16 protein-coding genes and 1 tRNA gene are annotated in these 19,255 nt (G+C 66.4%); 9 read left to right on the top strand and 8 right to left on the bottom strand.

Features of this window, described 5'->3' with window-relative positions; translation table 11 throughout:
• The first annotated feature begins 26 nt into the window (after positions 1-26).
• Genes AB4879_RS28130 through AB4879_RS28120 form a run of 3 tightly spaced genes read left to right on the top strand, consistent with a single transcriptional unit; the run spans position 27 to position 3,600 of the window.
• The gene (locus tag AB4879_RS28130; protein WP_370510182.1) at positions 27-1,295 is read left to right on the top strand and encodes a deoxyguanosinetriphosphate triphosphohydrolase; all 1,269 of its coding nucleotides are present in this window, start codon (positions 27-29) and stop codon (positions 1,293-1,295) included.
• Positions 1,296-1,304: 9 nt separating this feature from the next.
• Positions 1,305-3,233: a DNA primase gene (dnaG, locus tag AB4879_RS28125; RefSeq protein WP_370510181.1), complete on the top strand. Its 1,929-nt coding sequence runs from the start codon at positions 1,305-1,307 to the stop codon at positions 3,231-3,233.
• Between the two features lie 55 nt (positions 3,234-3,288).
• Positions 3,289-3,600: a hypothetical protein gene (locus AB4879_RS28120; RefSeq protein ID WP_102805604.1), complete on the top strand. Its 312-nt coding sequence runs from the start codon at positions 3,289-3,291 to the stop codon at positions 3,598-3,600.
• A 79-nt stretch (positions 3,601-3,679) separates the two neighbouring features.
• On the opposite strand, the gene AB4879_RS28115 is transcribed toward AB4879_RS28120, so the two are convergent.
• Positions 3,680-3,928, bottom strand: a complete 249-nt coding sequence (locus tag AB4879_RS28115) for a hypothetical protein (RefSeq protein ID WP_102805603.1) — start codon at positions 3,926-3,928, stop codon at positions 3,680-3,682.
• A gap of 151 nt (positions 3,929-4,079) precedes the next feature.
• On the opposite strand from AB4879_RS28115, the gene AB4879_RS28110 reads away from it, so the two are divergent.
• Positions 4,080-4,152, top strand: a tRNA-Asn gene (locus tag AB4879_RS28110).
• A 312-nt stretch (positions 4,153-4,464) separates the two neighbouring features.
• Positions 4,465-7,923: an EAL domain-containing protein gene (locus tag AB4879_RS28105; protein ID WP_370510259.1), complete on the top strand. Its 3,459-nt coding sequence runs from the start codon at positions 4,465-4,467 to the stop codon at positions 7,921-7,923.
• Here AB4879_RS28105 and AB4879_RS28100 read toward each other — a convergent pair.
• The 4 genes from AB4879_RS28100 to AB4879_RS28085 form a co-directional block, all read right to left on the bottom strand.
• On the bottom strand, positions 7,823-8,086 hold the full coding sequence (locus AB4879_RS28100) for a cytochrome C oxidase subunit IV family protein (RefSeq protein ID WP_102805601.1): 264 nt from the start codon (positions 8,084-8,086) through the stop codon (positions 7,823-7,825). The two genes, AB4879_RS28105 and AB4879_RS28100, sit on opposite strands and share 101 nt — an antisense overlap.
• Positions 8,086-8,664 (bottom strand): cytochrome c oxidase subunit 3, encoded by a 579-nt coding sequence (locus tag AB4879_RS28095; RefSeq protein WP_370510180.1) that lies wholly within the window; start codon positions 8,662-8,664, stop codon positions 8,086-8,088. Before AB4879_RS28095 ends, AB4879_RS28100 begins: the two co-directional genes overlap by 1 nt.
• The gene (locus tag AB4879_RS28090) at positions 8,661-9,317 is read right to left on the bottom strand and encodes a hypothetical protein (protein ID WP_370510258.1); all 657 of its coding nucleotides are present in this window, start codon (positions 9,315-9,317) and stop codon (positions 8,661-8,663) included. Before AB4879_RS28090 ends, AB4879_RS28095 begins: the two co-directional genes overlap by 4 nt.
• Positions 9,318-9,415: 98 nt before the next feature.
• A complete protein-coding gene (locus tag AB4879_RS28085; RefSeq protein ID WP_370510179.1) occupies positions 9,416-11,332 on the bottom strand; it encodes an acyl-CoA dehydrogenase in 1,917 nt (638 codons plus the stop codon).
• Positions 11,333-11,434: 102 nt separating this feature from the next.
• Here AB4879_RS28085 and AB4879_RS28080 point away from each other — a divergent pair, with 102 nt between their 5' ends.
• Together AB4879_RS28080 and AB4879_RS28075 are read left to right on the top strand one after the other, a co-directional pair.
• Entirely contained in the window at positions 11,435-12,163 is a 729-nt protein-coding gene (locus AB4879_RS28080; RefSeq protein WP_370510178.1) for a VIT1/CCC1 transporter family protein, read from the top strand.
• 16 nt (positions 12,164-12,179) lie between these two features.
• Positions 12,180-13,067, top strand: coding sequence for a bestrophin family ion channel (locus tag AB4879_RS28075; protein WP_370510177.1), 888 nt, complete (start codon positions 12,180-12,182; stop codon positions 13,065-13,067).
• Positions 13,068-13,095: 28 nt separating this feature from the next.
• Here the strand turns inward: AB4879_RS28075 and AB4879_RS28070 are convergent, their stop codons facing one another.
• Both AB4879_RS28070 and AB4879_RS28065 read right to left on the bottom strand, forming a co-directional pair.
• Positions 13,096-14,310, bottom strand: coding sequence for an MFS transporter (locus tag AB4879_RS28070; RefSeq protein WP_370510176.1), 1,215 nt, complete (start codon positions 14,308-14,310; stop codon positions 13,096-13,098).
• 17 nt (positions 14,311-14,327) lie between these two features.
• A complete protein-coding gene (locus AB4879_RS28065; RefSeq protein WP_102805770.1) occupies positions 14,328-14,804 on the bottom strand; it encodes a MarR family winged helix-turn-helix transcriptional regulator in 477 nt (158 codons plus the stop codon).
• A gap of 136 nt (positions 14,805-14,940) precedes the next feature.
• Between AB4879_RS28065 and AB4879_RS28060 the strand changes: the two genes are divergently transcribed.
• Both AB4879_RS28060 and AB4879_RS28055 read left to right on the top strand, forming a co-directional pair.
• A complete protein-coding gene (locus AB4879_RS28060; RefSeq protein WP_370510175.1) occupies positions 14,941-17,007 on the top strand; it encodes a DUF2232 domain-containing protein in 2,067 nt (688 codons plus the stop codon).
• Entirely contained in the window at positions 17,004-17,828 is an 825-nt protein-coding gene (locus AB4879_RS28055) for a CbiQ family ECF transporter T component (protein WP_370510174.1), read from the top strand. The genes AB4879_RS28060 and AB4879_RS28055 overlap by 4 nt, the downstream gene beginning before the upstream one ends.
• A gap of 90 nt (positions 17,829-17,918) precedes the next feature.
• On the opposite strand, the gene AB4879_RS28050 is transcribed toward AB4879_RS28055, so the two are convergent.
• Positions 17,919-19,193, bottom strand: a complete 1,275-nt coding sequence (locus tag AB4879_RS28050) for a sugar ABC transporter substrate-binding protein (RefSeq protein WP_370510173.1) — start codon at positions 19,191-19,193, stop codon at positions 17,919-17,921.
• Positions 19,194-19,255 lie beyond the last annotated feature (62 nt).

Genomic DNA, 19,255 nt, shown 5'->3' with positions numbered 1-19,255 from the left:
GGCCGGTGCTGGCAGACTGTGCGTCGGTGACGACGAATGAGCACGGCCACTACGACGAGGCCGACCGTGAGCGGGTGGTGCACGAGCCGCCGAAGACTGCCGGGCTACCCGGCACGTCGACGGAGCACCGCACCGACTTCGCTCGCGACCGTGCGCGCGTACTGCACTGTGCCGCTCTTCGCAGGCTGGCCGACAAGACTCAGGTGGTCGGTCCGCGGGAGAGTGAGAACCCGCGCACCAGGCTGACGCATTCGTTGGAGGTCGCCCAGATCGGGCGGGGGATGGCGCTGCCGCTGGGATGCGACGCCGACCTGGTGGACATGGCCGGCCTGGCGCACGACATCGGCCATCCGCCGTACGGCCACAACGGGGAACGCGCGCTCGACGAGTTCGCGGCCGCGTGCGGCGGCTTCGAAGGCAACGCCCAAAACTTCCGCATCCTGACCCGCATCGAACCGAAAGTGCTTGATGGACATGGTCGCAGCGTCGGGCTGAACCTGACCCGCGCGGGCCTGGACGCCGTCACCAAGTATCCGTGGTTCCGTGAACCGGGCGTGCGCAAATTCGGCTTCTACGAAGACGACCGGGCGCTCGCCGAGTGGGTGCGGGGCGCCGCGCCGTCGCGACGACCGTGCCTGGAATCCCAGGTGATGGACTGGGCCGACGACGTGGCCTACTCCGTGCACGATGTCGAAGACGGAGTGGTGTCGGGCCGCATCGACCTGCGGGTGCTGGCCGATTCCGACGCCGCGGCAGCGCTGGGCGCGCTGGGGAAGTCCAGCACGATCGCCGCCGCCGACCTCGAGGCCGCCGCCCAGCGATTGTCCCAGCTGCCGGTGGTCGCCGGCGTCGGTAAGTACGACGGCACGCTCGGGGCCTCGGTGGCACTCAAACGGCTGACCAGTGAACTGGTCGGCCGGTTCGCCTCGGCGGCAGTTCGGCTGACCCACGAGGTCGCCGGGCCGCAGCCGCTGGTGCGCTACCAGGCCGATCTGCAGGTGCCCGCGACGGTCCGCGCCGAGGTTGCGCTGCTCAAGACGCTGGCGCTGCAGTTCATCATGTCCGACCCGCGGCACCTGGAACTGCAGGCGCAGCAACGGGAACGGATCCACCGGGTGGCGAACTGGCTGCTCGACGGCGCGCCGGCGACACTCGATCCGGTGTTCGCTCCGGAGTTCACCGCTGCCGCTGACGACGCGGCGCGGATGCGGGTCGTCGTCGACCAGCTCGCCTCGTACACCGAAGGCCGGGTGGAGCGCATCGACGCGCACATCGCCGGTGGACCCGCGTCCTAGACTGTGCCGATGACGACAGCGGTGAGCGGAGGTGGAGACCGCAAGGGTCGGATCTCCGACCGCGACATCGCCGCGATCCGTGACCAGGTCCGCATCGAAGACGTCGTCGGCGACTACGTGCAGCTGCGCCGGGCCGGTGCGGATTCGATGAAGGGCCTGTGCCCGTTCCACGACGAGAAGTCGCCGTCGTTCCATGTGCGGCCCAATCACGGTCATTTCCACTGCTTCGGCTGCGGTGAGGGCGGCGACGCCTACGCCTTCATCCAGAAGATCGAGCACGTCAGTTTCGTCGAGGCCGTGGAAATGCTCGCCGACCGCGTCGGCTACACGGTGACCTACAGCGGCGGCGGAACCAGTGTGCAGCGCGACCGCGGCAGCCGGAGCCGGCTGATCGCCGCCAACGCTGCCGCGCAGGAATTCTATGCTGCCGCACTGGAATCCGAGGAAGCGGCGCCCGCGCGGCAGTACCTCACCGAGCGCAATTTCGATGCCGCGTCGGCCCGCCAGTTCGGCTGCGGGTTCGCGCCGTCGGGCTGGGATTCGCTGACCAAGCATCTGATCCGCAAGGGCTTCGAATTCAAGGAGCTCGAAGCCGCCGGGCTGTCGCGGGAGGGCCGACGCGGGCCGATGGACCGCTTCCACCGCAGGCTGTTGTGGCCGATCCGCACCGCCAGTGGCGAGACCGTCGGCTTCGGCGCCCGCCGGATCTTCGCCGACGACCAGATGGAAGCCAAGTACGTCAACACCCCCGAGACCGTGCTCTACAAGAAGTCGAATGTGTTGTTCGGCATCGACCTGGCCAAGCGCGATATCGCCAAGGGACATCAGGCCGTCGTCGTCGAGGGCTACACCGACGTGATGGCCATGCATCTGGCCGGTGTCACCACCGCGGTCGCGTCCTGCGGCACCGCGTTCGGCGACGAACACCTGTCGATGTTGCGGCGGCTGATGATGGACGACAAGTTCTTTCGCGGCGAGCTGATCTACGTCTTCGACGGTGACGCGGCCGGCCGCGCGGCCGCGCTCAAGGCGTTCGCCGGGGAGCAGAACCTCGCCGGGCAGAGCTTCGTGGCGGTGGCCGCCGACGGCATGGACCCGTGCGACCTGAGGCTGGCCCACGGCGACGGCGCGCTGCGCGACCTGGTGGCGCGGCGCACGCCGCTGTTCGAGTTCGCGATCCGCACGGCGCTGGCCGAGCTCGATCTGGAATCCGCCGAGGGCCGGGTGGCGGCGTTGCGCCGCTGCGTGCCGATGGTCGCCCAGATCAAGGACCCCACGCTGCGCGACGAGTACGCCCGTCAGCTCGCCGGCTGGGTCGGTTGGGACGACGTCGCCCAGGTGATCGCACGGGTGCGGGAGGAAGCCGGTCACAAACCGGGGGGCCGCGACAACAAACGCGCCGCACCCGCACGCACCAAGGTCACCGAGGCCGGGGCCCGGCGTCCTGACCCGCGCGACCCGACGCTGTGGCCGCAGCGTGAGGCGCTCAAAGCCGCCCTGCAGTACCCGGCGCTGGCCGGCCCGGTGTTCGACTCGCTGACCGTGGAGAGTTTCACCCACCCCGGCTACGCGGCGGTGCGGATCGCGATCGAGGCCGCCGGGGGCACCTCGTCGGGCATCGTCGGCGGCCAGTGGATCGATACCGTGCGCGAACGGGCCGGCGCGCCGCTGACCGAAGGCCTGATCACCGAGCTCGGAGTTGAGGCGATCCGGGTCGAGGAGGAAGAGAAACTGCCGCGGTACGTCGGCAGCGTCCTGGCCCGGCTGCAGGAGGTCTGGGTGGGCCGTCAGGTCGCCGAGGTCAAGTCCAAGCTGCAGCGAATGTCGCCGGTGGAGCAGGGCGACGAATACCACGCATTGTTCGGCGACCTGGTCGCGTTGGAAGCGTATCGGCGCAGCCTGCTCGAACAAGCCAGCGGTGACGACCTCACTGCGTGAAAACTCACCTCGGGTTATGGTTAACGTGCTGCCTGTCTCCGGCGAAAGGTCAGATATGACTACCGCGAACTCTCGTGCCCGGCGTATCGCCACCTTCGGTGCGCTTGCCGTGGCTGCGGCAGCGGTGCCGGCATTGGCCGCTCTGACTGCCCCGACCGCTTCGGCGAACCCCGGCGGCACCTGCCTGGCCTGGTTCGGTTCGCGCGGCGACGGGCAGTGTCTGTCGTACTCGAACAACAACGTCAGCATCGGCACGCCGCAGTTCGGTGTCTACGGTCCTGATGCGGGCTCGATGCCCGGTGGCGGAATCGGTGTGAGCACCGGTCCGCTGCTGCCGGGTCAGACCATCAGCATCCCGCTGGGCTGAGCGCCATTTCGGGTCGCGAGATCGACCTGAGGGCCGTGATTTTCCGCGATTGACGACCGTGAGGTCGATGTCGTCGTGTCTACTTCTCCGACCGCTGTGGTTCCACCACGGTGGTGTTGGCGTCGATCTCGGTGAGCGTGACCATCTTCGGGTCCGGATCCGGTGACACCCGGTCGGCGAGCTTGCGGCGGCCTGCGTCGAGCACAGTTTTGGTGGCGGGATTCTCGGTGATGGCGCGGTAGGTGCCGACGATCTGCTCGTAGCGCTTACGGCCCGCCTTGGTGCCCAACACATAACCCACGCCGAGCACGGCCAGATACTGGATCACTGCATTCCCTTCCTGAATCCTCGCGCCTCCATCCTGCCTGACGTACCTGTGTTGGCGCTCGCCCGCCGGTTTGGCATCCGGGGTCCCCGGTAAGCTAGAGTCACTCTCCGGTCCGCATCAGCGCGCAAGCGTTCACGCGGGCAGCAGATAGTCCCCTGTAGCTCAATTGGCAGAGCTTCCGACTGTTAATCGGACGGTTCTTGGTTCGAGTCCAAGCGGGGGAGCAGAGTTTGGCCCCAACTCCGCAGGCATACGCGGTAGGCCTTTCGTTTCCGGGCAGTTCCTCGCTGTGCTGGCGAGTGTGCCTCAGCTGCAAGCAGATTCACTAGTTCGTTGGGTAGCGGCAGCCCACATCGCGACCCGGCATACCGAACCGGTCGCGCCGGCCCGAACGGATATTTGCCATCCGGCCGTCGGTGTCGGAGTATCCGCGGGGCTGGGGTGCGGGCGAATATCGCCTAGTGATCTGCATTTTCTGATCCGAATAGTGGCCGGTGGCTGCATGCTGGGTGGGGGGATTGGTCGTAGGGGGTGCGATGGCTCGAGTTGTGCGATCCGCGGCAGTCCTCTGCGTGTTTGCTGTGGTATATGCGCTGTCGGTTTTTCTCGGTCGTGCGACCCGACTGGCCGGCGGCGAACTCTCGTTGCTGTGGCCGGCCGCAGCCGTGGCCATCATCTGGTTGCTCGCGGCACGCAAATACGGGCGGCGTGCCTGTCTGTTCAATGTGGCGATGCTGGGTGTCGCGAACTTCGGCACCAATATGGCGACCGGCGCCACGCTCGAGCTCAGCCTCTGGTTCGTGGTGGTCAACGTTGTATTAGGGCTGGTGACGGCCGCTATCCTGAGCCACGGGCGCGAAGAGGTCGTACTCCGTGACCCTGCCGACCTCGCACGACTGGTCGTGGCGGTGGCCAGCGGAACCATCTGCGCGGCCGTCCTTGCGACGGCCTATATGGCAGTCATCATGGATCAGCCGCCGTGGCAGACGTTTGCTCTCTTCGCGGTGCGTAACGGCGCCACCGCACTGCTCGGTGTGGCTGTCTGGCTGCGAGTACGTGACGTCACCTGGAAACGGCCGCGCTGGTCGCCGGCAGTGGTGGCGGAGGCATTGCTGGTCGGGACGGTGGTGGGGGGAGTCTTCATCTGGACGTTCTGGATGAACAGTGGTGTGCCCCTGGCTTTCCTGACGCTGCTGCCCGCCGTATGGGTGGCCCTGCGATACAGCACCACGACGAGCACCGTATTCCTTTTGGTTGCCGGAATATGGATCATCTTCGCCACGCTCGTGGACAGAGGTGTATTCATCGTCCCGAACATCCAGACACGCGCATTGCTGGCGCAGGCGATGGTCGGCAGTCTGACAACCATCGTGCTGACGTTGTCGCTGTACCGCGACTCGCGCGTACGCCTCATCTCGCAACTGGAGGTCGCGCGTGATCAGGCGGATCGCGACTCCGAACTGTTCGGCGCCGTTCTCGACAGCATTCACGACGGCGTACTGCTGATCGATCCTTCGGGCGAGGTCGTTCTGGAGAATGCGCGGGCGTCCAATTCGGGCATCGTCGGCGAGGTCGTCGCTGCGGCTCGGGTCGGCACCATCGGCCATAAAGGGAACCTCGGCGCGGTGGGCTGCGAACCCCGTGACGTGATGGTGGCCGCCGAAGAATCCCGGGTAGTCGAGCTCACCACGGCCCCTCTCGTGCGACGGTCGCTGTTTCAGGTCGTCGCTTTTCGGGACGTGACCGAAGAACGGATGAATGCGCGGGCGCTTGCCGAGGCGCGCGACCTGTTTGCCGGAGTCCTGGACGCGGCGTCCGAGCAAGCAATCATCGGTACCGACCCGGACGGGCACATCACCGTGTTCAACAACGGCGCGGAGCGGCTGCTGGGGTGGACCGAATCGGAGATGCTCGGTCGCACGCCGATGGACTTCCACTACGTTCCTGAAGTCCGTGCCAGGGCTGCCGAACTCGGAATCCCAGTGGGTTTCCAGGTGTTCGTGCACAACGTCACGCCCGAGCACGCGGAGATTCGCGAATGGACATACGTGCGACGCGACGGCAGCGCGGTGACCGTCAGCCTGGCCGTTTCACAAATGGTCAACGAGGGTGGCGGCTGCGGGGGATACATCGGCGTGGCTACCGACATAACCGAACAGAAAGCCGCCAAGCAGGCGCTTGGTGAAAGTGAAGAGCGGTTCCGGCTGGCGTTCGACACCGCCCCGATGGGCATGTTCATGTTCGAAATCACACCGCGGCGCGATGGACGTATCACCCGATGCAATCAGGCCATGGCGGACTTCCTCGGTCGCTCGACGGCCGAGGTGCTTGAGACCGCGGTGACCGAACTGATCGAAGACCAGCGCACCGCCGGGGCGCCTGGAATGGGATCTCTACTCGCGATGCGTGCCGGCCAGCAGTTCGAAGCCGAGACTGCATTCCGGCGGGCGGACGGCGCAACAGTGTGGGGCGCGATCTCGGCGTCGGTCATCGGGCCCGCGGGGTCTGGCTCGTACGGGATGTGCTTGGTCGAAGACATCACCAGCCGCAAGCGGGTTGAGGCTGAATTGCAGTACCTAGCTCTGCACGACCAGTTGACCGGACTGGCCAATCGAGCGTTGTTCGTGGATCAGGTAGAGCAGGCTCTGGCGGCGGTGGACGGCACTGCTTCCAGCCGGGTGGGGCTGATATTTCTCGACCTGGACGGGTTCAAGACTGTCAACGACACCTGGGGTCATGCGCAGGGTGACAACGTGCTGAAGAAGGTGGCAGGGCGGATTGCGGCCTCCATCCGGCGGGGGGATGTCGCCGCGAGACTCGGTGGCGACGAGTTCGCTGTGCTGTGTCCGGGCGTTGCCGACGTCACAGAGCTCGACGAGGTGGGCAAACGCATCCGAGAGAGCCTGCACCAGCCCCTTGGATTGGCCGACGGCACGAGTTACGACCAGCTCTCACTGAGCGCCGGCGCGGTGATCGCCCAGCCGGGATGCACCGCAGAATCGCTTCTTCAGCGCGCCGATCTGATGATGTACCAAGCAAAGAGGTCGGGCAAGGATCGGGTGGCGATCGGTGACCCGTCACAGGAGGCAGCGATACTGCGCAGTCTTCAGCTGACACGCGACCTCGAGCAAGCCCTCCATCTGGAGCAGTTCGAAGTTCATTTCCAGCCGATTGTGAACCTTGGTAGTGGCGAACGCGTTGCCGCAGAGGCCCTTCTGCGCTGGAAGCATCCGCGCTGGGGGTTGCTTACTCCGGAGGTGTTCTTGGATCTTGCCGAAACATCCAGTCACATGCCGGCGATCGGGCGTTATGTCCTCAACGAGGCGTGCTCGCAGGCGGCCGGATGGTCGGGGGTGATGGCCGCCGCCGCCGTCCACGTCAATGTCTCGCCCCGAGAACTGGCGGACGGCAACTTCCGGGTGGGCGTGTGTGATGCGCTGCGCAAGAGTGGACTCGCCCCGCAACGGCTCGTTCTCGAACTGACCGAGAGCCACGCGGGGCAAATCGCCGAGTCAGCCAAAGCCGATCTGGAGGATCTTCGCCGAGTCGGTATGCGCATCGCGATTGACGATGTCGGCACCGGGTTCAGCAGTCTTGCCAGGATCGTCGCCCTACCACTGGACATCCTCAAGATCGACAAGCAATTCACCGTTGGGCTCCTTGAAGACCTGCGCTGCGAGGCAATCACCAGAGCGGTGTTGGGTCTCGGCAAGAGTCTGGGCCTCGACGTGATCGCCGAGGGCATCGAGCGACGGGAACAACGCGATGCACTCGTGGAGTGGGGGTGCGAGCTGGGTCAGGGGTTCTTGTTCGGAGATCTCGACAGCACACCTGGCTGCGAAGCAAGCGTCCGACTCGTGAGCGCACGAGGTGCGATTGAGCCGGAATGCAGCATCACAGCCACAGATACAGGCCGGACAGCAGCGCCCACAACGCCACGCAGTAGACCTCGAAGGCCACCCGCAGCGGGATCGGGGCGTGCCGCAATTCCATGAAGTCCAGGCCCACCAGCCGCACCTTGATCGCCGCGATCGCCAGCACCGCGACAGCCACCAGCGATCCGGTGCCGTGGTCGGCCCCCAGCGCGAACGACGCCAGCGTGGCGGCGACCAAAATCAGCCAGCTCACGCCTGCCCGGTTACGCATCAACTGCAGCATCAGCTCACCAGGTACAGGAGCGGGAACAGGACGATCCACAGCAGGTCGACCAGGTGCCAGAAGCAGCCGCCGCCCTCGATGACCGCCAGCCGGGTCGCCGACAGCTCATCGCGGCGCGTCTGGGTGAACATCAGTGCCAGCACCAGGATGCCGATGCAGACGTGCAGCAGGTGCAGTCCGGTCAGGATGAAGTAGTACAGGTAGAAGTGGTTGACGCCGGCGGTGTGCCCGTCTCGAACCAGCAAGACGTACTCGGTCACCTTCAGCGCCACGAACACGACACCGCAGCCGGCGGCTATCACCAGTGCCCGCGCGGCGACGGTACGAGCCCCGGTGCGCAGACCGCCGATCGCCGCCACCACGAACAGCGAGCTGGTCAGCAACACCAGCGTGTTGACCAATCCGATGTTGACGTGCAACGTCTTGCGGGCCGCGTCGAAAACCTCTGGCGCTTTTGATCTTTCGACCATGAACGTGGCGAAGAAGGCGGCGAAAACCAGCATGTCGCCGAGCAGGAAGACCCAGGTGCCCTGTTCGCCAGGGATGCGACGGCCGGCGGTGGTAGAGCCCGCCGTCATGCTTGTTCGGCGCGTTGCTGCGCCTTGATCCCACGGTTCAGCACGTAGGTGGTGCTGAACATCCACACCGTCAGCGCCAGTCCGGGGATGTAGAACGCGAACACCCCGTGCCAGGCCAGCGGGCCGTCGTTGAACACCACGACAACGCAGCCCGGCAGCGACAGCAGCGCCACCCACAGGTTCAGGTAGCCGTACCAGCGCGGAAACGTCTGCGGGTCGGTGCTGTCGATGAACGACGCGATCGCCAGCGTGATGTTCTGCATGATGATCGTGCCGACGATGCCGATGAACATCAGCCAGAACACGTCGTTGAGCGCCTGGGTGATCTCCGGCGACCTGCTCTCGGGCCGGAACGCCGCCGCGGCCAGCACGAGGAATGGGAACAGCAGCGCCGGAACGAATATCGTCGCCGCGAACAACTGCGTCATCGACAACATGCCCCAGCGTCCTTCGACGCGGCGGATCCGCAGCACGATGGTGGCCAGGAACGGCAGGGCGATCACCGACGTCAGCAGGCAACCGGCGATACCGATGCGGATCCAGATCTTGTGGTCGATGAAGAAGTCGGTGACCTCCGTCGGCGACCACACTGGCGAGATCGGCGGGAACAGCCGCGCCAACCCCGACATGCAGGTGCCATACAGCACGATCATGATCGTTCCGCACCATGCGCCGATGCGCTGCAGCGTGAGCTCCACGGCCGCGACCTTACCGAGTCACACCCGCGGTTTTGTCAAAAATGTCAAAACCGCTAGTCGAGGATGTTCTCCGGGTGCAGCATCTCCGCGTACCGCAGCTGTTCGGGAATCCCGAATCCGTCGACCAGCAGCTCGGCGTGCGGTCGAAGATCGCGGCAGCGTTGGTTGATGCCGCGGGTCACGGCCTTGGCCCGTTCGGTGGACAGGAACCGGTGCTCGATGAACCACGCCTTGTCGTCCTCGATCACCGACAGGGCGTACAGGTCGCACACCATGCCGAGGATGTTGCGGGCGTCCTCGTCCTCGCAGGCGTCGATACCGGCGACGAAGGCCTCGAGCACGATCCGGTCGATGTGTGCCTTGGCGGTGTGCAGCACATGATCCTGCACGGAATTGAAGGCGTCGAACGCCGACATCTCCTTGGACTTGCGTTGCAGGCGGCGCGCCACCGACGCGAGCAGGTACTCCTCGCGGTCCTCGAACATCTTGACCTGGGTGCCGCGGTTGAACAGGCTGCCTTCCTCCTCGTTGTCCTGGCGGGAATCGAGGATGGTCTGCATGATCGTCTCGGCCGCAGTCCTTTTCAGCACGCGGTCGCCGGCGAAGTTGGCGGCGAAGCGCACCCACTCCACCGGGCTCATACCCTTGATGTCATCGGCGTAGGCGGTCAGTAGTTCCTTGGCGACCAGTTGGGTCAGCACATGGTTGTCGCCTTCAAAGGTGGTGAAGACGTCGGTGTCCGCGCGCAGCGCGATCAGCCGGTTCTCCGCGAGATAGCCTGCGCCACCGCATGCTTCGCGGGCCTCCTGGATGGCGGTGCTGGTGTGCCAGGTGTTGGCCGCCTTGAGCCCGGCCGCCCGGGATTCGAGCTCGCGCTGCTCCTCGGCGTCGGGGTTGTCCGAGGTCTGCAGGTCGTGCAACCGGGCCACCAACTCGTTCTGGGCGAACTGCAACGCATAGGAGCGGGCGATCAGCGGGAACAACCGGCGCTGGTGCACCAGGTAATCCATGATCAGCACTTCGCCGTCGTCATCGGGTGCGCTGAACTGCTTGCGCTGCAAGGCATATCGCACCGCGATATCCAGGGCCACCCGGCCGGCGGCCGCCGCGCTGCCGCCGACGGTGACCCGGCCGCGGATCAGGGTGCCCAACATGGTGAAGAAGCGCCGGTTCACGTTCTCGATGGGGGAGGAGTAGGTGCCGTCCGCGGCGACGTCACCGTATTTGTTCAGCAGGTTGTCGCGCGGGACGCGCACGTTGTCGAACATGATGCGGCCGTTGTCGACGCCGGGGAGGCCGCCCTTGTAGTGGCAATCCGAGGTGGTGATGCCGGGCAGGTCGTTGCCGTCCTCGTCCCGAAGCGGAACGACGAAACAGTGCACACCGTGTGATTCGCCTCCCGTGATCAGCTGCGCGAAAACCGCTGATACTTTGGCGGTTTCGGCCGCGCCCCCAATGTAGTCCTTGCGCGACGTCGGCGTGGGGGAGTTGATCACGAACTCTTGGGTCGCCGGATCGTAGGTGGCGGTGGTCTCCAACGCCTGGACATCACTGCCGTGACCGGTCTCGGTCATGCCGAAGCAGCCCATCAGGTCCAGGTCGATGATGCGCTGGACGTAGGCCTTGTGGTGACGTTCGGTGCCGAGGTTCTCGACGGCGCCGCCGAACAGGCCCCACTGCACGCCCGCCTTCACCATCAGTGACAGGTCGGACATCGCGAGCATCTCGATGCGAGTGACGGCTGCACCCACATCACCGTTGCCGCCGTGCTCCTTGCGGAAGCCGTCTTCAGCGGCGCCCTTGGCTGCCATGATCTTCATCTGCTCAGCCACCTTCGCGCGGGCGATGGCGGTATTGGGCGTGTAGTGCGGCCGGAAGACTTCGGTGGAAAGTTCGTCTCGCACGGCGTTCTTGACGTCTCGCCAACGGCCGTCGAGCGCGTTCCGGAGGTGCTCCGCAGTGGTGGTCATGGCATGAAGGTATCCGCGCAGCGCATTTGGCAAACGCGGATGTGGCAAACACAGGCCAACCTCAGTGGATGTGACTCGAGGGGCTGGCGTTCAATGGCGCGTATGACCGAGTCCGAGGGGGTCCCCGCACCGGGACACCTGCCCCACGACATCGATCACTCCCATCCCGACGTCACCGGAGGCTGGCTGCGTGCGGCGACCTTCGGGGCGATGGACGGATTGGTCTCCAACAGCGCGCTGATCGCCGGCGTCGCGGCCGGCGCCGGGGCGCACACCGTGGTGCTCAGCGGCGTCGCCGGATTGCTCGCGGGCGCATTTTCGATGGCGCTGGGCGAATATACGTCCGTCACCACCGCCAACGAACAGATCGACTCCCAGGTCCGCATCGAACGGCGCTCGTTCGAGCGGCATCCGCATGCCGAACGGGACGAACTGGTGTCGATGTTGATGGACATGGGGATGTCGGAGGCCACCGCGCGGCAGGCCACCGAGGAGATTCATCGCGATGAGGACCAGGCGGTGCATTTCCACCTGTCCCAGGAACTCGGCGTCGACCCGCGGGAGAAGCCGTCCCCGGTGATCGCGGCGGTCTCCTCGTTCGTGATGTTCGCCCTGGGTGCGATCGTCCCGCTGCTTCCGTATCTGTTCGGTTCAGAGAAGTTATGGCTGGGTCTGGTGTGCAGTGCAGTCGGCCTGTTGGTGGCCGGTGCGGTGGCCGCAAAATTCACCAAGGGGTCGATGTGGCTCGGCGCCGGACGACAATTGGCCTTTGGTGCCATCGCGATCGCCGCCACGTATGCGGTCGGAAATCTCGTCGAAGCCGCCTTGTGAGCAATACGCTGACGCGGTGATTCGTAGCGTCGGGAAGCTCGGCCCACTGAAGGTCTCGGGCCTGGTGTGGTGGCAGATGCGCTGGGATCTGCTGGCGATCATCGTGGTGGCCGCGATCTTGATCCCCATTCCCGACCCCACCCAGATCGATTACGCCGCGGCGGTGCTGTCGGTGTTGGGTATCGGTGCTTCGGTGTTCATCGGTTTCCGCAACACCACCGCCTACAACCGGTGGTGGGAGGCCCGAACGCTGTGGGGCAACGTCATCATCAACTCGCGTGCCACCGACAACACGCTGTGCTCGGTGGACTCCGGTTCCCCGGAGATGGCGGATGTGCTGAGCCGGATGCGTCGTCGGCAGGTGCGTTATGCCTGGCAGCTCGCCGCGGATCTGCGCAAGATTCCAGCGGTGGCGGGCGTCGCTGATCTGACACCGGAAGATCCCGCCGACATCGGCGCCACCGAATTGATGACCCGCCAGGCGGTCGACATCCAAACCCTCTCGGCGAACGGACATATCGACAACCAGGCCCGCGTGATGCTGATGAGCGTCAACACCGCTCTGGTGGCCGCCCAGAGCGGCCTGGAACGCATCCGCAATGAGCCGATCCCGCTGCAATACGAGGTCTTCGTCCGCGGACTGGCCTGGTTCTTCGCGATCATGGCGTTCAGCAGGCTGGACGGCTCGTCACACCCCTACGCGGGGGTGATCATCGGCCTGCTGCTGATGGCGGTCTTCATCGGCGCCGAACGCCTCGGGCACTTCATCGAGCAGCCCATGCAGAACGGAATCTTCGACATCTCGATGTACCGGTTCTGCGGCGTCATCACCGGCGACCTGTTGGGTAGGGACCATCCGCTGGCTCAGCCCAGGGAAAGCGCGAAGGCCACCATCTGGATGTGAGCGCCCACGGCGTTGAGCGACAACGGTTTCAGCTGTCGCTGCCGATGGTCACCGCGGTGGCCTGCTCGGTGATCTCCTCGACGTCGTCTTCGCCGGAAGCGTCGATCCCACTCAGGTGGCGTGCGGTCAGCGCCAGCACCCCGGCGCCGAGCAGCACCGCACCGGCGCCCACCCAGAACGGCAGGTGCACGCTGACCCGCTCACCGAGCACGCCGGCCAGCCACGGTGCGACGGCGGCGCCGCCGAACCGCATGAAGCTGTAGGCGGCCGAGGCGACACCGCGTTCGACGGGCGCAGCCTTCATGACCGTTTCGGTGATGAGCGTGTTGTTGATGCCGATGAACAGGCCGGCGATGACCACACAGGTGGCCAGGATGGTCTTGTTGTCGGTGCCGACGGCCATCACGACCAGCAGCGCCGAGAAACACAGCAGATTCAACAGCAGCACCCGGACGGTGCCGAAACGGTGCTGCAACCGGGGTGCCACCACCACCGAGGTGAAGGCGAGGCACAGACCCCAGCCGAAGAAGATGAGCCCGATCTCGTGCGCGTTCATGTCGAGTGGGAACGGGGTGAACGCCAGCAGCGTGAAGAAGCCGAAGTTATACAGAAGCGCGGTGACCGCGACCCCGAGCAGGCCCCGGTGCCGCAGCGCGCGGAACGGGTCGGCCAGCGTCGTCATGCGCTGCGGGCGGGGCGTCTCGGGCAACAGCAGCGCCGTCACCACCAGGGCGATGGCCATCAGCACCGACACCCCGAAAAATGGTCCACGCCAAGAGATTCCACCCAACACACCACCGACCAGCGGGCCGACCGCGATGCCGAGCCCCAGCGCGGCTTCGTAAAGGATGATCGCCTGGGCAACCGAGCCGCGCGCCGAGTTGACGATGGTGGCCAGCGCGGTCGCGATGAACAGCGCATTGCCCAGTCCCCACAATGCGCGCCAGCCGACGATGCCCATCACGGTGTCGCTCATCCCGGCGAGTCCGGCGCCGGCGATGATGATCACCAGACCGAGCAGCAGCGTGCGCTTCGGGCCGATACGGCTTGACACCACGCCGGTGACCAGCATCGCCACACCCATGACGGCCATGTAGCTGGTGAACAGTAGCGACACCTGCGACGGTGTGGCATTGAGATTGTCGGCGATCGGTTTCAGGATCGGATCAACGAGTCCGATTCCCATGAACGCGACGACGGATGCGAACGCAACGGCCCAGACGGCCTTGGGTTGGCGCCACATGAGTGGCTCACTCCTAACTACTTCGGTGACGTGTCGAGGTCGTCGAGCAGGCGATGCAATGCACCGACGGCGGTCGACAGGATTTCGCGGTCCTCGTCCGAGAGGCGCTCGATACGCGGATCGATCACCGCGGCGCGGTCGGCGCGGACCTGGGTGAGCATTGTCTTGCCCTCAGGGGTGATGCGAATACGGACCGCACGCGCGTCGTCGGGATCGGGGGTGCGAGCCACCAAGCCGGCGTCCTCGAGACGACGGACCTGCGTGGTCATCGTCGGCTGCGAGCAGTGGTCGAGCTCGGCCAGATCGGAGATGCGGGCCTCGCCCTGGTCGTCGATCGTGCTGAGCAGCCGGGCCTGCGCCCACGGCAGCGGCAGCCGGATCCGCTGGGTGGCCAGCCGGTTGAGCCGGGCGACGACGGTGAGCAGCTCAGACCCCAAGCCCGTGTGCGACGTGGACGCGGCGCCGGGGTGCTCCTGGGTGGGCGTCGGACTCATACCGACCATATTTACATAGAAATACTATGTTGTCGCCCGGCCGGCCGGTGTCATTTCTCACAGCTTTCCCACAGGCGGCCCTGGCCGCGGCAGGCCGAGACCCAGAGCAGCCCCAGGCGGCTGGCAGAATCAGGTGATGACCGCGACGAGACCGGAGGCCCCTGCGCAGCAGCCCTCCCGCCCGTCGCTCGATGGCCGTCGAACAGGATCGCTGTCACCCGTCGAGATGGCGCAAGCCTCCGTGATGGCCGCGCTGGCCGCCGCCTTGGCGATCATCTCCGTCGTCGTGCCGTTCGCCGGGGGACTCTCGCTTCTCACCACGGTGCCGATGGGACTGCTGGGTTACCGGTACCGCCTGCGGGTGTTGGTCGCGTCGACGGTCGCGGCGAGTGTGGTCGCCTTCCTCATCGCCGGTGTCAGCGGGCTCATGGTGGTGGTCAACTGCGCCTACGTCGGTGGGTTGGCCGGCATCATGAAGCGCCGCGGGCGGGGCACCCCGACTGTGATCGCGGTGGGCCTGGTGGCCGGTGTGGTGTTCGGTCTCTTCATCATCGCCGCATTGACCGTGCTGGTACGGCTGCGCACGCTGACGTTCGAGGCGATGACGGCCAACTTCGACGGCGTGGTGTCGGTGATGTCGCGCTTCGAGCCGTTCCGGCCTGCCGCCGAGGACGCGCGGCGCATGTTCGGCGTCGCCCTGCAGTATTGGCCGGCACTGCTGATGGTCTACGCGATGTTCTCGATCATGGTCGTCACCCTGGTCGGGTGGTGGGCGCTGTCGCGAGTGCTGGACCGCTTGCGCGGCATCCCCGATGTGCACAAGCTCGAGCCGCCCGACGAATCCGGGCCGGTCGCACCGGTTCCGGTGCGTCTGGCCGACGCCGGGTTCCGGTACCCCAACGCCGCGCGCGATGCGCTGCGGCCCGTGAGCTTGTCGGTCGACGTCGGCGAGCACGTGGCGATCACCGGCGCCAACGGCTCCGGCAAGACCACGCTGATGCTGCTGCTGGCCGGACGGAACCCCACCTCCGGCGTGATCGAGCGGCCCGGTGCGATCGGACTGGGTAAACCGGGCGGGACTGCGGTGATCCTGCAGCACCCCGAAAGTCAGGTCCTGGGAACGCGAGTCGCCGACGACGTGGTGTTCGGACTGCCGCCGGGGACGCACACCGATATTCCGGCGCTGCTCGACGAAGTCGGCCTGACGGGCATGGAGGAGCGCGACACCGGCGGACTGTCCGGCGGCGAGTTGCAGCGGCTCGCGGTGGCCGCCGCGCTGGCCCGCACGCCGTCGATGCTGATCGCCGACGAGGTCACCAGCATGGTGGACCAGCGCGGCCGGGAGGCATTGCTGAACGTGCTGTCCGGTCTGACCGATCGCCACCGGATGGCGTTGGTGGCGATCACCCATTACAACAACGAAGCCGATACCGCCGACCGGATCGTCGATCTCACCGAGTCGCTGGACAACACCGACATGGTCGAAAGCGCTGCCGCGCCGACGGCGACGACCAGTGCTGCGCCGCGCGCCGCGGAACCGGTGTTGCAGCTCGACCATGTCAGCCACGAATACGCTGCGGGTACACCGTGGGCCAAGCCCGCGCTGACCGATGTCAACTTCACCGTCCACGAGGGCGACGGCCTTCTCATCCACGGCGGCAACGGTTCTGGCAAGTCGACCCTGGCCTGGATCATGGCGGGCCTGACCACGCCGACGTCCGGCGCGTGCCTGGTGCGTGGGCGCCCGGCACCGGAGTGTGTCGGCGAGGTGGCGATCGCTTTCCAGGCCGCCCGGCTGCAGCTGATGCGCAGTCGTGTCGACCTGGAAGTTGCTTCCGCAGCTGGCTTTTCGCCCCGCGACACAGCCCGGGTGCACGCCGCGCTGGCCAAGGTCGGCCTGGATGCCTCATTGGCCGGGCGTCGCATCGACCAGCTCTCGGGCGGACAGATGCGCCGGGTGGTGATCGCCGGCCTGCTGGCCCGCTCGCCGCAGGCGCTGATTCTCGACGAGCCGCTGGCCGGCCTCGACGCGGCCAGCCAGCGTGGCCTGCTGCGGCTGCTGAGCGATCTGCGCCGCAACAGCGGACTGACCGTCGTGGTGATCTCACATGATTTCGTGGGCCTCGAGGAGCTGTGCCCACGCACTCTGCACCTGCGCGACGGTGTGCTCACCACCGCGCCGACCGCGGAGGAAGTGTCGTGACGACCGCGCGCCAGCCCCGCCCGGTGGTGCTGTTGCGTCCGGTGCCGGGCACGTCACCGATCCACGAGCTGTGGGCCGGCACCAAACTGGTTGTGGTCCTCGGTTTCTCGGCCCTGTTGGCGTTCTACCCGGATTGGGTGCCGATCGCTCTGGTCGCAATCCTCATCGGCACCGCGATCCGGATGGCCCGAATCCCGCGCGGGGTGCTGCCGTCAGTACCCAAGTGGCTGTGGTTATTGCTGCTGCTCGGCGCGGTGACCGCGACGTTGGGCGGTGGAGCGCCGGTGCTGCATCTGGCGTCCCACGCCTTCGAACTCGGTGGGCTGCTGAAGTTCGTGCGCATCACCGTGGTGGCGATCGTGCTGCTGGCGTTGGGGATGATGGTGTCGTGGACGACGAACGTCGCCGATATCGCGCCCGCGGTGGCGCGACTGGGCAGGCCGCTGAAATTCTTCCGCATCCCGGTTGACGACTGGGCGGTGGCTCTTGCCTTGTCGCTGCGGGCATTTCCGATGCTGCTCGACGAGTTCCGGTTGCTCTACGCCGCGCGACGGCTGCGGCCCCGCCCGGTGCTGACCAGTCGCCGGGCCCGGCGCCGGCGGTGGGCCATCGAGATGGTGGACCTGATGTCGGCGGGCGTCACAGTGGCGCTTCGGCGTGCTGACGAGATGGGCGACGCGATCACTGCGCGCGGCGGGACCGGCACGATCTCGGCGGCGCCGTCGGGGCCCAAGCGCGCCGACTGGGTGGTCTTGGCGATCTCCGCGCTGGTGTGCGTGGTGTCGGTCGGCCTCCAGGTGACGGTGCTCGCCGGTATCTAGCGCCCGGCCTCGGCTCTCCGTTCGCCGAGCGTGTGGGTTATCGGTGGAAACCACCGACGAATTCGACGAGAACCCCCACGCTCGACGCCATCACCTCGACACGGCGGTGTTGGCAGCACGCTGGGCGGCGGCCAGCGCATCCGCGACGGGTGTTCGGCCCAGGAACATTTCGTCGAAGTACGGCTTGATCGCCTGATATCCGGCAGCGAAGCCCGGCCCGCCCGGCGCGGCGATGCGCGGGCCGTCGAGCACCCGGAAGAACGGCGTCACGTCGACACCCTTCGCCGACCAGTAGTCGAAGTACTCCTGCTGGGCCGGCAGCACCGCCGGGATGGCGGCGCCGTGGCGGCCGACATAGGAGTTGCCGCGTTCGCTGCCCAGCCAGGCCAGTACCTCGCGCACCGCGTCGGGGTGACGGCTGACGGGATTGCCCGCGGCGACAATGCCGTTGGTCACGCTGACCCGTCCCGCCGGTCCGGCCGGCAACATCGCCACGCCCCAGCGGAACGTCGCCCGCTCGGCGACCTGGGCCAGGTTGTAGGTGCCCGACTGGAACAGCGCCATCCGCCCGGATAGAAACTGGTTGCGGGAGAAGTCGCCGTTGTCGTTGGTGTCCGACGCGGGCGGGGCGACCCGATCGGTGTTGATCAGCCCGACGACATAGCGGAACGCGGTGGCAGCCTGCGGGTTGTCGAAGGCGAACCGGTCGCCGTCGGAGAACACCCCGCCCGCCGAGCCGATGTAGTTGAGGTAGATGGCCTGTAAGTCGTTGGCGGCGTTGTACGCCCACTGCCTGCCGTGGGTGAGGCGCTTGAGTAGGGGCCGCAGGGTGTCGACGCTCGGGTCGGGATCCCAGCGCAGCGAGTTCAGTGCGGCGGTGTCGACGCCGTCGGCGGCCAGCAGATCGGCGTTGTAGTACAGGGCGATTCCGGCGTCGGTCAGTTGCGGCACTCCCCACAGTGCGCCGCCCCGGGTGAATTGCGCGGTGACCGACGGGTCCCAATCCGGGCTCGGCGCCACCGACATCAGCCGGTGGTTGTCGGCGTATTCGGCGAAGTTCGCGTTGTTGAGCCAGAAGATGTCGTCGGCGCCGCCGCCTGCGACGTCGGTCCGCAGGGTGGTGAAGTAACTGGCGTAGGGGACGACGTTGGTGCGCACCTCGATGTCCGGGTGTGTGCGGCTGAATTCGGTGAAGGACTCGGCGTAGGCGGCCGCCACCTGCGGATCCCAGAGTCGCATGGTGACCACGGTCGTGCCCGACGGTTCGCCTCTGCGGCCCAGCACCAGGGCCGCCGAAACCAGCACCACGGCGACCGCGATCAGCCCGGCCAGCATCCGGGTGGAGAACCGTGGCGGCCAGCTCATTTGGTCACACCCTCGTCGAGATCGACACCAGGGTTGTGAAATCGGCTCGACCGCAGCCATGA

This window comes from Mycobacterium sp. SA01, assembly GCF_041287105.1.
In the GTDB taxonomy this organism is placed as follows: Bacteria; Actinomycetota; Actinomycetes; order Mycobacteriales; family Mycobacteriaceae; genus Mycobacterium.
Note: the sequence above shows the minus strand (reverse complement) of the source record. Positions and strands in the feature narration are given on the sequence as shown.